At 71.2% G+C, this 12,682-nt stretch carries 8 protein-coding genes; 4 read left to right on the top strand and 4 right to left on the bottom strand.

The genetic code is table 11. The features are described 5' to 3' along the window. Positions 1–38: 38 nt before the first annotated feature. Complete coding sequence (locus ACFWXQ_RS26150) at positions 39–242, bottom strand: cold-shock protein (protein ID WP_383949784.1); 204 nt, start codon at positions 240–242, stop codon at positions 39–41. A 487-nt stretch (positions 243–729) separates the two neighbouring features. Here ACFWXQ_RS26150 and ACFWXQ_RS26145 point away from each other — a divergent pair, with 487 nt between their 5' ends. Both ACFWXQ_RS26145 and ACFWXQ_RS26140 read left to right on the top strand, forming a co-directional pair. After that, positions 730–1,002, top strand: coding sequence for a hypothetical protein (locus tag ACFWXQ_RS26145; protein WP_383949781.1), 273 nt, complete (start codon positions 730–732; stop codon positions 1,000–1,002). A gap of 86 nt (positions 1,003–1,088) precedes the next feature. Next, positions 1,089–2,282, top strand: coding sequence for a N(5)-(carboxyethyl)ornithine synthase (locus ACFWXQ_RS26140; RefSeq protein WP_383949779.1), 1,194 nt, complete (start codon positions 1,089–1,091; stop codon positions 2,280–2,282). Between the two features lie 69 nt (positions 2,283–2,351). On the opposite strand, the gene ACFWXQ_RS26135 is transcribed toward ACFWXQ_RS26140, so the two are convergent. After that, positions 2,352–3,563 (bottom strand): LCP family protein, encoded by a 1,212-nt coding sequence (locus ACFWXQ_RS26135; RefSeq protein ID WP_383949776.1) that lies wholly within the window; start codon positions 3,561–3,563, stop codon positions 2,352–2,354. A gap of 29 nt (positions 3,564–3,592) precedes the next feature. After that, positions 3,593–5,599 carry a bifunctional polysaccharide deacetylase/glycosyltransferase family 2 protein gene (locus ACFWXQ_RS26130; RefSeq protein WP_383949804.1) on the bottom strand — a complete coding sequence of 669 codons (2,007 nt, stop codon included), beginning with the start codon at positions 5,597–5,599 and terminating at the stop codon, positions 3,593–3,595. A gap of 472 nt (positions 5,600–6,071) precedes the next feature. Between ACFWXQ_RS26130 and ACFWXQ_RS26125 the strand changes: the two genes are divergently transcribed. Beyond that, entirely contained in the window at positions 6,072–7,475 is a 1,404-nt protein-coding gene (locus ACFWXQ_RS26125; protein ID WP_386269284.1) for an SWIM zinc finger family protein, read from the top strand. Next, the gene (locus ACFWXQ_RS26120) at positions 7,472–10,165 is read left to right on the top strand and encodes a DUF6493 family protein (RefSeq protein ID WP_383949773.1); all 2,694 of its coding nucleotides are present in this window, start codon (positions 7,472–7,474) and stop codon (positions 10,163–10,165) included. Before ACFWXQ_RS26125 ends, ACFWXQ_RS26120 begins: the two co-directional genes overlap by 4 nt. Positions 10,166–10,272: 107 nt before the next feature. Here the strand turns inward: ACFWXQ_RS26120 and fusA are convergent, their stop codons facing one another. Further along, the gene (gene fusA, locus ACFWXQ_RS26115; RefSeq protein WP_383949770.1) at positions 10,273–12,420 is read right to left on the bottom strand and encodes an elongation factor G; all 2,148 of its coding nucleotides are present in this window, start codon (positions 12,418–12,420) and stop codon (positions 10,273–10,275) included. Between the last annotated feature and the right edge of the window lie 262 nt (positions 12,421–12,682).

Genomic DNA, 12,682 nt, shown 5'->3' with positions numbered 1-12,682 from the left:
ACAGGCCCGCGGTGCGGGCCTGTCCTGGCGAGATGTCCTCAGAGGGCGCGGACCTGGTCGGCCTGCATGCCCTTGGGGCCCTGGCTTGCGGTGAACTCCACCCGCTGGTTCTCCGCCAGGGAGCGGAAACCCTCGGTGTCGATCGCCGAGTGGTGCACGAAGACGTCGGCGCCGGTCTCATCAGGGGTGATGAAGCCGAAACCCTTCTCCGCGTTGAACCACTTCACGGTGCCCTGAGCCATGTGATGTCTCCTTCGAGATGACGAGCCGGTCGGAAAGCCGCGCGCTCGCGCGATCCCGGGCTGTTGGTCGTCAGCCGTCGAAGAAAACCCCCGAAACGACAAAACGCCCGCTGTCGGAACTCCGCGGGCGCTTCCACGTTCGCAAACTTCAACTACAACCACTCCTCACAACGTCCGGGACGCCGGCAGCGTTCCCGGGGTGTGGGATGCGGCACGTGGCGGGTCCGGAGGGGAGTACGGTGGCAGGACCGAGCGCACCTCGCATGCCGTCATCCGTTTCGGCGTCGCCCTCGGGGAACGGCACAGGCCGGCGCACCTCGGATCCGGCCGGAAATGGGCCGCACATGCCTTCTGGCTCGTACCGTCTCGTCACCTTCCGTATCCGTTCCCGCGCAGCGCGGTAGCGAATTTCCCGCCCACCGGGTTGCCTCCGAGGCATTCCGGCGTCCTTCGTACGGCTTCGAACCGATCAAGAGGATGCGGATACATGTATTCACAGGACTCGATCTCCGGCCACCGCCGCGGCCGTCCCGAACCGACCGCCGAGATGCTCTCCGGGCTGGCCTGTCTCATCTGCGGTACCGACTACCGCAACGCGCCCGACCCGGAGGCGGTGGTGGTCTCCCACCGCGACGGCAAGCAGCTGCTCGCCTGCCACGGGACGTGCGCACGCATGGCGTGCGGGTCGGTGAACGGTCTGGACGAGACACCGCTCCCGCTGACCGAGCGCGTCCGCGGGCACCGGCCCGGCGGCTCCTGACCGGAGACCCCACAGCCGCACACAGCACGACGAGAACGACATGGCGCGAACGCCATGACACGAACTGAATGATGATGAGGAAGCGCATGAGCCTGCTGAGTCTCGGAGTAACCGCCTCCTCCCACAAGGAAAACGAGTTCCGCCTGCCGTTGCACCCGGCCCACCTCGGCCGGATCGCACCCGACGTACGCGAGAAGATCTTCCTCGAACAGGGCTACGGCGAACGGTTCGGCGTCGCGGACGATGCGCTGCGGCCCCAGGTGGCGGGCCTGCTCCCCCGCGAGCAGCTCCTCGACGAGTGTGACGTCCTGCTGCTGCCGAAGCCGATGCACGAAGACGTCGCCGCGCTGCGCCAGGGCCAGGTCCTGTGGGGATGGCCGCACTGCGTGCAGGACGAGAAGATGACCCAGCTCGGCATCGACCGCCAGCTGACCCTCATCGCTTGGGAGGCCATGAACCACTGGACGTCCACGGGCGCCTTCAGTGTCCATGTCTTCCACAAGAACAACGAGCTCGCGGGCTACTGCTCGGTGCTGCACGCCCTGCAGCTCGGCGGGCTGACCGGCAGCTACGGGCGGCGGATGCGCGCGGTGGTCATCAGCTTCGGCGCCACGGCACGCGGAGCGGTCACGGGTCTGGGCGCCATGGGCGTTTCCGACGTCACGGTGCTCACCCAGCGCGCCGCGGCGGCGGTGGCCTCGCCGATGCCGTCCGTCGTGATGGGCCACTTCGAGGAGCGGCCGGACGACCCCACGCGTCTGCAGGCCCTCACCGGGCTCGGCCCCGTACCGCTCGCGGAGTACCTGTCCGGCTTCGACATCATCGTCAACTGCATCCGGCAGGACACCGACGCGCCGCTGACGTTCGTCACCGACGAGGAGCTCGCCCTGTTCAAGCCGGGGACCTTCTTCGTCGACGTCGCCTGCGACGAGGGCATGGGCTTCACCTGGGCCCGCCCGACCACCTTCGGCGATCCGATGCCCATGGTCGGTCCCGGCTGCCACTACTACGGCGTGGACCACAGCCCGTCCCATCTGTGGAACTCGGCCACGTGGGAGATCAGTGAGGCGCTCCTCCCCTATCTGCGCAAGGTCATGAGCGGCCCCGCGGAATGGGAGGCGGACGCCACGATCAGCAACGCCATCGAGATCCGGGACGGCGTCGTCCTGAATCCGAAGATCCTCTCCTTCCAGCACCGGGCAGCGGAGTTCCCCCACACCCGCGAGATGCCGGACCCGGTCCTCGCCCCGGCGCTGGACTCCTCCGCCCAGCCGGTCTGACCCACCTCCGGCCGTCCGGCCCGGCACACACTCCGGTCGGCCGGACCGACGCTCCCCGAACCGGGCAGGTCACTTCCCGGTCGGGACCGTCACCGGCCGGTCGTCCCGCAGTTCCGCGAAGAGCTGCTGTGCCCGGCGGTCGTCCCACTTCACGGCGCTGCCCTTGGAGGTGGCGAAGCCCGGGTCGGAGACGGGCACGTTGATCTGCCTGCCGTTGCCCGCCGAGACGCTCTGCATCGCCTGGAACAGCGACATGAGGTCCCGCAGGCCCGTGTCCTTGTCGACCACGAGTGTGTCGAGGCCCGCGCCGAGCGTGGGGAAGGACCTGGCCGGGTTGAGGAGCGTGCCCGGGGTGACCGCCTTCTCGGCGAGCGCGGTCAGGAACTTCTGCTGGTTGCGGGTGCGGCCCAGGTCGCCCTCGGCCTCCTGCTTGCGCTGCCGGACGAACGCCAGCGCCTCGGCGCCGTCGAGGGTCTGGCAGCCCTGGCGCAGGTCCGCGCCGGACTTCTCGTCCTTCACGGCGCGCTCCAGGCACATGTCCACGCCGCCGACCGCGTCCACCACCCCGACGAAGCCCGCGAAGCCGATCTCCGCGTAGTGGTCGATGTGCAGCCCGGTGTTGCGTTCCACGGCCCGTACGAGCAGGTCGGGGCCGCCCAGCGAGAACGCGGCGTTCAGCTTGTTCGGCTCGGCGGAGAAGCTCTTGCCGGTGTCGGGGCGTACGTACGGCGGGACCGTCACCCAGGAGTCGCGCGGCAGGCTCATCATGGTGGTGCCGTTCGAGCCGGTGTGCAGCAGGATCATCGAGTCGGTGCGGCGGCCCTCGGCCGAGCCGGTGCGCAGGCTCTTCCTGGCCTGTTCGGACAGCCCGGCGCGGCTGTCGGAGCCCACGATCAGGTAGTTGGTGCCCTGTCCCTCCTGCGGGCGGTCCGGCAGCGCGCCGAGGTCGACCTCCTGGTCGAGCTTGGTGTCGGCCCAGACGTACGTCCCGGCGGCGGACGCGACCAGCGCGACGGCCAGGAGGACCGCGAGGCGCGTGACCTTGCGGCGCCGGCTGGGGGGCGGCTTGGGGGACCTGCCGCTTCCCGCGTCCCCCGGTGGCCGCCGTCCGTGCCCGGTGCGGCCCGGGGTGGCGGGTGAGGGCATGCCCGGCAGCGGTGCCGTACGCGTCGAGGGCGGGGACGCGTTCCCGCGTGCCACCCGGCCCGTGACGCCACTCGGCGGTTGAGCCGCACCGCCGCTCCGGTCATGGCCCACCGGCAGGTCGGTCCCTTCGCTCATCGGCCTGTCCAGTCCCTCATCGCATGGGGTCATCTCGTCGGCACGCTCTTATACGGCGTCGGACCCTCGATCTGTTCAGCGGCCGTGCCCGAACGCTTCATGCGCTGCCACTTCAGGCGGCTGCCGAGGAGCACGGCGACCACGGACTGGATGACGACCAGGTACATCAGCTGCCGGTAGACGACGAGTTGGAACGGCATCCACCACAGGGTCCGTACGCGCTCCCCGTCGAGCTTCAACGCGTAACCGGCGCAGACCAGTTGGATGCCCATGAAGCCGAACCACACCCCGGCCGACGTGAGCGGGTCGAGGAACAGCACGCCGTACAGGGCGAATACGTCGATGACCGGCGCGAGCAGCGGCAGGGCGACCTGGAAGAGCGCGAGGTAGGTGAGTCCGCGCCGGCCGAAGCGTCCCGCGACGCCCATCTCCAGGACGGCACCGCGGTGCTTCCACATCGACTGGATGGTGCCGAAGCACCAGCGGTAGCGCTGACGCCACAACTGCCGCAGCGAGGTGGGTACTTCGGTCCAGGCGACGGCGGACTCCTCGTAGAGCACCCGCCAGCCCGCCCGCCACAGGGCCATCGTGAGGTCGGTGTCCTCGGCGAGGGTGTCGTCGCTGACCCCGCCGACGCCGATGACCGCGTCCCGGCGGAACGCCCCGATGGCGCCGGGGACGGTGGTCATGCACTCCAGCACCTCGAACATCCGGCGGTCGAGGTTGAAGCCGAAGCAGTACTCCAGGTGCTGCCACTTGGCGAGCAGTCCCCGCCGGTTGCCGACCTTGGTGTTGCCGCTGACCGCGCCCACGGCGGGGTGCGCGAGCGGCTGGACCAGGTGGTGGATGGCGTCCGGTTCGAAGACGGTGTCGGCGTCGACCATGACCAGGATGTCGTGACTCGCGTGTCCCAGACCGGTGTTGAGGGCCGCCGCCTTGCCTCCGTTGGGCTTGCGGACCACCAGCACGCGCGGATCCTCGATGCCTTCGGCGAGTTCGGCCGTACGGTCCGTCGAGCCGTCGTCGATGACGACGATCTGCAGTTCGGGGTAGTCGGAGGCGAGCAGCGAACGGACGGTGGACTCGATGCCGGCCTCTTCGTTGTAGGCGGGCACCAGCACCGACACCGGTTCGGTGACCTCCCGCAGCCAGGGCGCGCCGGGCCGGGAGCGTTCGAGCCTGCGGACGTGCGCCCGGGCGAAGAAGACGAGCAGCACAAGGCGCAGCACCCCGAGAGCCCCCGCGATACCGAGTATCCAGGTCATCGCGTTCGAGAACGCGCGCCCGAGAGTGGTGACCCATACGAAGGCGGTGCCGCGCCATCGCTCGACGGCCGAGACCGGCTCGTACGGGGTCAGGCGGAGGCCGGCCGAGACGGTGGTGAAGCGGTCGACGCCCGGGTTCTTGAGCAGCTTCTCCGTCTCCCGGTACGCGGTCGCCGTCTGACTGAGTTGCCGGACCAGGCCCTGAGCGGGTTTCCGGGATCCCTTGTCGGCGGCGACGAGCACGTATCCCTGGGCGGCGGCGCGCCGCGCGGCGGTCCACTCGCGGCCACAGAGGGTGTCGGGCGAGGTGGTCTTCGGCATCCGCAGCAGATTGGTGCGGATGCCGGTGGTGCCCGCCAACGCGGCCTGGGTCAGGTCCAGTTCGGCGGAGAAGCGGACGGACGACGCCTCACCGAGGGCGCCCCCGGTGTAGGTGTTCGAGCCGATCTCGTGCCCCTCTGCGCGGATCCGCCGCACGAGGTCCGGATGGCGGGCCGCCTGGGAGCCGAAGAGGAAGAAGGTGGCGCGCGCCCGGTGCTGTTTCAGCAGGTCGAGCAGGCGCGGGGTCCACACCGGGTCGGGGCCGCCGTCGAAGGTGAGAGCGACCGTGCGGGCGGGCATCGAGCCGGTCTGTATCCCGTTGTCGTTGATTCCCACCACGGGGCCGCCGCCGGCCACGGCGTCGGGTGCGGGCGAGGTGCAGGCGGACCGCGTGGTCGCGGCGTCCACCTCGTGGTTGGTCCAGCCCTCGAAGAGCAGGGCCGCGAACATGGCGGGCAGGACGAGTATCAGTAACAGCCAGTGTGCGCGCGGGTCGCGGGACTGCTTGTGCCGAGCCTTCACGGGCCGTCGTCTCCCCTCTCGGCGGCTGTGCGGCGGGGCTCGCGCGTGGCGTGTTCTCCATGTTCGGCGTGTGCCCCGGGCGGGTCGAGACGCGTCCGGCCGCCTCGGGGGTCCGTGTGCCGGGTAGTTCTTCTCCAGCCGTGAACTTCGGCGCGCGATGCGCGAGGGGAGGTCGTCTTCCACTGCCGGATGGGGCTGGCGCTACGCATGGGGCGCGAGTCTAGTCACAGCTTTGCGACTGCACGGCCGCAACAGCGAGCCTCACAGAAAAGCGGCGAATCCTGTCACGGCCGTGAGTGCGCGGCACCCGGTCCTCGTCAAGAGCCAAGCGGGGCAAGCGTTTTCGGGAGGCGGCGGGGCGAGGACCGCTCTTGTCAGTGGCCGGCCTTAGCGTGGCCGCGTGACATCACTCATACATTCGTACACCTACTTACAACCCTCGGCCGTGAGCGAGTCCACGGCCGGACGCAGCTTCGCGCTGGAGACCTCGGGCGGCGCGACCCCGGCCGGCGAGGTCGCCAACCCGCGGTTCTTCCACGGGTTCCTGACCGCACCGGCCGCCGCCGCGGCGGCGTTGCTGGCGGTCGCCGACGTGGCGGCGACCCGCTACTACCAGCCGGCCGCGTCCGCCTCGCTGGACCCGGTGGTGACGGCCGACGGAGACCGCCTGCGGATGGAGTCCTTCTCCGGCTGCTGCGGTGTGTACGCGCGCCTCGACGTGCTGGCGCCCGGCCTCGACGGTGACGACGTCGGCCACGGCACCACCAACGTCGACATCAACTCCCCGCTGCGCAGGGCCCTCGCCAGGATCGGCGGACTCGACCCCCTGCAACTGACCGTCGGACCCGGCGAGTTGGAGGTCGCGACGCTCGACGGGCGGTTCGTGGAGAAGCAAGTCCCGCTGCCCGAGCGCTGGTTGCGGGGCTTCGCCGAGGCCCAGGTACTCGCGGCGGGCTTCACCCCGCGCGCGGAGATCCCGGCCGCGGAGGCCTCCGCCTTCCTGCGGACGCTGCCACGCCCCACCCTCCGGTCCGGTGCCCGTACGACGCGCTGGGTGGTGCCCGTGGGCGGCCGCACCCTGCGCCCCACCAGCAGACCGTCACGGGATGCCGTGTGCCTGCCGGGCCCCGAACGGCTGCTGGCGCTCCAGCAGGTGCTGCGGCACGCGACGACCGTGCGGGTGTACGCCCCGGTTCGCGCGGAGTCCGGTGCGGAGCCTGGTGCGGAGTCCGATGCGGCCGCTGTCGTCTGGGAGGTGCAACTGCCCGGAATGCGGCTGACGTTGATGCTCTCCCAGAACGCCTCGCGGGGATTCTCCGGCGAGGGCGGCGTACTGCACGATCTCGCCACGGGTGCGGCGGCGGACGACGCGGACCTGGTCTCGGCGCTGCTCGCCTGGGAGCCGAGGATCGACGTGGCCGAGCTGTCCCGGCAGGCCGGCCTGCCCGCGGAGCGGGTGCGCGCCGCGCTGACGGTGCTGGGGACCTCCGGACAGATCGGCTACGACCTCGCGGAGGAGGCCCACTTCCACCGGCACCTGCCGTTCTCGGCGGGCGGCGCGGAGGCACGCAATCCCAGGCTGCGCGGGGCCAGGGCGCTGGTCGCGGACGGGGCCGTACGGCTGGACGGCACACTCGCGTCGGTCGGCAAGGGCGACCACACCCACGTTGTGCGCGCCGACGACACGGGACGACTGAGCTGCACCTGTCTGTGGTGGGCGAAGTACCGGGGAGGACGCGGCCCGTGCAAGCACGCGCTCGCGGTGAGCATGGTCAGGGACACGATGACGAAGGCGGCACGATGAAGCTGACAGAGCTCGTGGAAGCCGGCGACGTCGCCGGAGTGGTACGGGAGCTGGGCGCGCTGACGCCCGATCAGCGAGGGGCGTGCGCCGCCGAGTTGACGACCCTCTTCGAGGTCATCGCCCGGCGTGAGAACACGCAGGAGCAGAGGATCGCCCTGTTCGCCGCCCGACTGGGGTGTCAGGTCACCCCCGAGGCCACGGCGGCCTGGATCCGGTCGCACGCGTACTTCACGATGGACACCTGGACGGTGGACCTCCTGAACCTGTACCCCGTCGCATGGCGGACCGAGTTGGTCGCGCACCTCGGCGAACGGGCGACGACCGCAGGCGCGGTGTTCGCGGTCACCGAGCACCTCGTCCGCGACACCGGCTGTCCGCTGCCGACCTCGCACGAGTTCGTCCTGGCGTGGCTGTACGACCGAGCCGACAGCCCGGAGCGGCAGCTGGGGGTGCTGGGCGGAGCAAAGGGTGCCGACTTCCTGGAGCGGCTGCGCGCGGACGACTTCACCCCGAAGCTCCTCCCCCTGGCCGTGGCCCGGCCGGGGCGCCTCGTCTTCGCCTGGCACACATCGGAACGGCCGCTGGAAGCGCTCGTCGGCTTCGCCGCCGAAGGCGTCGTGGACCGTGACGAACTGATCCACAACCTCTTCACGGACATGGTCGGCGACCCGCCGCACGGGGCGCAGGTGATGGTCACGCTGGAGGCACTCGCGCTCACCCCCGCCGAACACGCCGGGGTGTCCCGCGAACGCGCCGCGCTGGTCGACCATCTCCTCGGGCGGCTCCTCGAAGACGGTACGCGCATGGAGATCGCGCCCTTCCTGGAGTTCCTGCGGGCCCTGGCCCCCACACCGGCCGAGAAGGCGCTCGTGGTGCGGGACCACCTGGCCCTGCTCGACCGGTCGTTGCCGGTCGCCACCTACGCCCAGGAGGTCCTGACCGGACTGGACGAGGCGGGGCTGCTGGAGCCCGAGTCGCTCACCGAGGCGTGCGAACGGATCCTGCTCCGCCCGGAGAAGAAGCTGGTGCGCGCCCAGCTCGGCTGGCTCGACCGGGTGGCGCGGCGGGATCCGGCGCGGGCGGGCCGGGCCCTGGCCGACGCGGCGACGACGTTCGGCCACCGCGAGATGACACTGCAGGAGCAGGCGCTCAAGCTGGTCGCGAAACACCTCAAGGCCACCGACGACCCGGTGCTGCGGGAGCTGCGGACGGCCGCCGAACAGCTCAGCCCCGGACTGTCGGCACGAGCCGCCGAACTGCTCGGCACGGCCCAACCGCCCGGCACACCGCAGGACGCCGTCACCGAGCAGCCGTACGCCGACGTACTGCCCGCCGTGCCCGAGCCCCGCCCGGTACCGGGCCCCATCGCGACAGCCACCGAGGTGGCACAGGAGGTCGCGGCGGTCGTCGCGAACGACCAGGACGTGGTGGCGTTCGAGCGCGCACTGGACGGACTGGTACGGCACGCCCACCTCGACCGGACCGCGCTCGCCGAGGCGCTGAAACCGGTCATGCGCAGGGAACCGAAGAGCAATGTCGACTGGGTGCAGTCCGACCTCTACGACGTGGCGCGCGCCGTGCGCGGCGACGAGCCGAGGGGACGGGCCCGCCTGATGCACCGGGCCGTCCACATCAACCGGACCACCCCGAGCGGCAGTTGCTCCCTGGCCGGCTCGATGCTCGCGTCACGTCTGGCCGAGGCGATGGACGTCATCGAGTCCGGCACCCAGCCGTTCCTGCTGGCCGTGCCGACCCTCGCCACCGGCGCGCTGGACGCCGCCGTACTGGTGGAGCGGGTCTCGGCGCTCGACGAACTCGGTGTCACCCCCGCGCCCGTGGACCTGGCGCAGGCTCTGCTGCGGGTCACCCCGACATCGGACCAACAGGTGCTGCGCGCGGTGGAGAAGCTCGGTTCCGACGCCGGACGGCGGCTGGCGCGCTGGCTGCGCGAAGGCGGCCCGGCACACCAGGACTCGGAGCCGAAGGGGTGGCCCCATCGCAAGCCGCCGAAGCCCGCGTCGCAGGGGTGGTGGACACCCGAACGCCCGGGGGTCGTCATGGATCCCCCGCTCCCGCAGGTCGCCTCGTCCCTGATCGGGCCGTACGTCGGCAACTCGGGCCTGGCCGACCCGATGGCTCCCTTCTGGGTGGCCCAACTGCCTCATCACCGCGAGGAGTTGATGGCACGCGACTACTTCGAGTCGCGCATGTCCCAGCGAGGGTGGCCCCGCAACCTGCCGTTCGTCGCGGAGTCCGGCGGTCCCGCGGGCTACTCGGTGCATCTCGCGCTCGCGTTCGGACTGATCTGGCAGACGGAAACCGACGCGGTGGTGGACGCCGTGCTGGTACTCGCCGCACGGAAGCAGCTGGACACGGACCTGCTCGGACGGCAACTGGAAGCACTGCTGAACCACGGATGGGCCTTCGCGGACAAGGCGAGCGCCTCGCTGCGGGCCGCCGCCGAGACAGGTGCGTACGCCACCGTGTGGTCCGTGCTCCAAGCCGCCCTGCCCGGTCTGCTGGGCGACACCCCCGTCCGGGGCGCGGCAGCCATGCTCGCCCTCGCCGTCGAGTGCGCCTCGCGCTGCGGGGCCAAGGGAGAGATCGCCGAGGTCACCGCACTGGCCGACCGCAAGGGATCGAGCCAGGCGGTGAAGAACGCGCGGTTGCTGCGCGACACGTTGCGCTGACGGAACGCGGACGCCGGTACGCCCGACGGGTCCGACGAGTCCGACAGAGTGACGGCCCCGCCCGCGTACAGGCGGGACCGTCACCGCGGGCGGGACCTCAGCTCCGGCTACCGGGCAGGTGTCCCGCCGGACGCCAGGCTGGATGCCGAGGCCGGAGACGGGGCGTACCCGGTGGGCCGGGTGGTGAAGACTCCCCGGCCCTGCGTCCGGCTGCGCAGCCGGGTCGCGTAGCCGAACAGCTCGGCCAGGGGCACGGTGGCGGTGAGCACCGCCGTGCCCGCACCCGTCCCCGCTCCCCCGCGCGTGGTCGAGTCGGTGACCCGTCCGCGCCGCGCAGCCAGGTCGCCGAGCACCCCGCCCACTGAGTCCTCGGGCACGGTGACCGTGACCTCGACCACCGGTTCCAGGAGGACCATCGCGCAGGCGCGCAGTGCCTCCCGGAGCGCCTGCCGTCCGGCCGTCCGGAACGCCATCTCCGAAGAGTCCTTCGAATGGGTCGCGCCATCCGTCAGGACCACCCGCAGCCCGGTCACCGGATGACCACCGAGCGGCCCTTCACCCAGCGCGTCCCGGCAACCGGCCTCCACGGCCCGCACGTATTCCTGCGGTACGCGTCCGCCGACGACGACCGACCGGAACTCGAAGCCCGTCGCACTGTCACCGGCCGCGTCCGAGGAGGACGGCAGCGGTTCCACGTCGAGGACGACATGCGCGAACTGCCCCGCGCCACCGTCCTGTTTGACGTGCCGGTGGACATGTCCGGTGACCCCGCGTACGACCGTCTCCCGGTAGGCCACCTTCGGCCGGCCGACCCGGACGTCCAGCCCGTGGGCGCGCCGGATCTTCTCCACCGCCACCTCCAGATGCAGTTCGCCCATGCCGGACAGCAGCGTCTGCCCGGTCTCGGGGTCGGTCCGGACGACCAGCGAGGGGTCCTCCTCGACCAGCCGCGCCAACGCCGACACCAGACGGTCCGTGTCCGTACGGGCACGGGCCTCGACCGCCACGGAGACGACCGGTTCGGCCGTGGTCGGCGGTTCGAGGAGCAGCGGAGCCCCGGGCGCGCACACGGTCGCACCGGCGCGGGCGGTCTTCAGCCCGACCACCGCGACGATGTCCCCGGCCACCGCCCGGTCCAACTGGGCGTGCCGGTCGGCCTGGACGCGCAGGATCCGCCCGATCCGTTCGGTGCGCGGCGCGCCGGCGTCCCGTACGGTCACAGCCTCTCCCTTCCGGATCGTTCCCGAGTACACCCGCAGACAGGTCAGCCGCCCGGTGGCTGTGGCGTTCACCTTGAACGCCAGCGCCGCGAACGGAGCCGCGGGGTCGGCGGCCCGCTCCTCCTCTCCCCCGTTCCCGTCCCCGTCCCGGACACCGCGCACGGCGGGTACGTCCAACGGCGAGGGCAGGTACGCCACCACGGCGTCCAGCAGCGGTTCGATCCCCCGGTTGCGATATGCCGAGCCGCACAGCACGACCACTCCGTCACCGGTACGGGTCAGGTCGCGCAGCGCGCCTTCGAGGGTCCGCGCGGAGACGGCCGACTCCGTGCAGAACTCCTCCAGCGCTCCGGGATGGAGTTCTGCAACCGCCTCTTCCAGCACCCGGCGCCGCCTGCGGGCTTCGTCCACCAGCGCATCGGGTACGGGCCTCTCCTCGACCGAGTCACGGCCGTCGGCCCAGACCAGCGCCCGCATACGCAGCAGATCGACGACCCCGCCGAACCCGTCCTCGGCGCCGATCGGCAACTGCACGACCAGCGGGGCCGGGTGCAGCCGCTGCCGGATCGACTCGACCGCCGCGTCGAGGTCCGCGCCGGCCCGGTCCAGCTTGTTGACGAAGGCGATGCGCGGAACCCCGTACCGGTCGGCCTGCCGCCACACGGACTCGCTCTGCGGCTCGACTCCCGCGACGGCGTCGAACACCGCGATCGCCCCGTCGAGCACCCGCAGCGAACGCGCGACCTCGTCGGAGAAGTCGACGTGCCCCGGAGTGTCGATGAGGTTGATCCGATGCCCGTCCCAGCCACAACTCACGGCCGCGGCAAAGATGGTGATCCCACGGTCCCGCTCCTGGGAGTCGAAGTCGGTGACGGTCGTGCCGTCGTGGACCTCGCCCCGCTTGTGCGTGGTCCCGGTGACATACAGGATCCGCTCGGTGACGGTGGTCTTCCCGGCGTCCACGTGGGCGAGGATGCCCAGATTGCGGACGGTGGTCAGCGGGTTGACGGGATTTCGGTGGGGTTCGGTACGCACGGCCCATGGCCTTTCAGGATGCTCCAGAAGGGGTCGGCGCAATTCCCTGACGAACGGGCCATGATCTATGGGCACAGGGCGTGCGGAGATCAGGCGTTCGTCAGGGCCATCCGGTCCCGGCCGCGCAGCCGACACCGGACACCCGAAGACACGAGGATCACCTCGTACCGCGACGGGGGAACAACAACAGCGGTGCGGTAACGCATGGCCGGGCTCCCCTCAATTGGTCACGGGGCGCACCGCGGTGGTGTGCGGCGCGCGT

The organism is Streptomyces sp. NPDC058697 (assembly GCF_042715345.1).
In the GTDB taxonomy this organism is placed as follows: domain Bacteria; phylum Actinomycetota; class Actinomycetes; order Streptomycetales; family Streptomycetaceae; genus Streptomyces; species Streptomyces liliifuscus.
The sequence above is the reverse complement of the archived record's forward strand: the minus strand, read 5'-3'. Positions and strand labels throughout refer to the sequence as shown.

What these genes read in the sequence shown, in the direction of transcription:
- ACFWXQ_RS26135 (WP_383949776.1), bottom strand. Translation starts at nt 3,563, where the DNA reads ATGAGCGAAGGGACCGACCTGCCGGTGGGCCATGACCGGAGCGGCGGT.
- ACFWXQ_RS26145 (WP_383949781.1), top strand. Translation starts at nt 730, where the DNA reads ATGTATTCACAGGACTCGATCTCCGGCCACCGCCGCGGCCGTCCCGAA.
- ACFWXQ_RS26130 (WP_383949804.1), bottom strand. Translation starts at nt 5,599, where the DNA reads ATGTTCGCGGCCCTGCTCTTCGAGGGCTGGACCAACCACGAGGTGGAC.
- ACFWXQ_RS26140 (WP_383949779.1), top strand. Translation starts at nt 1,089, where the DNA reads ATGAGCCTGCTGAGTCTCGGAGTAACCGCCTCCTCCCACAAGGAAAAC.
- ACFWXQ_RS26120 (WP_383949773.1), top strand. Translation starts at nt 7,472, where the DNA reads ATGAAGCTGACAGAGCTCGTGGAAGCCGGCGACGTCGCCGGAGTGGTA.
- ACFWXQ_RS26150 (WP_383949784.1), bottom strand. Translation starts at nt 242, where the DNA reads ATGGCTCAGGGCACCGTGAAGTGGTTCAACGCGGAGAAGGGTTTCGGC.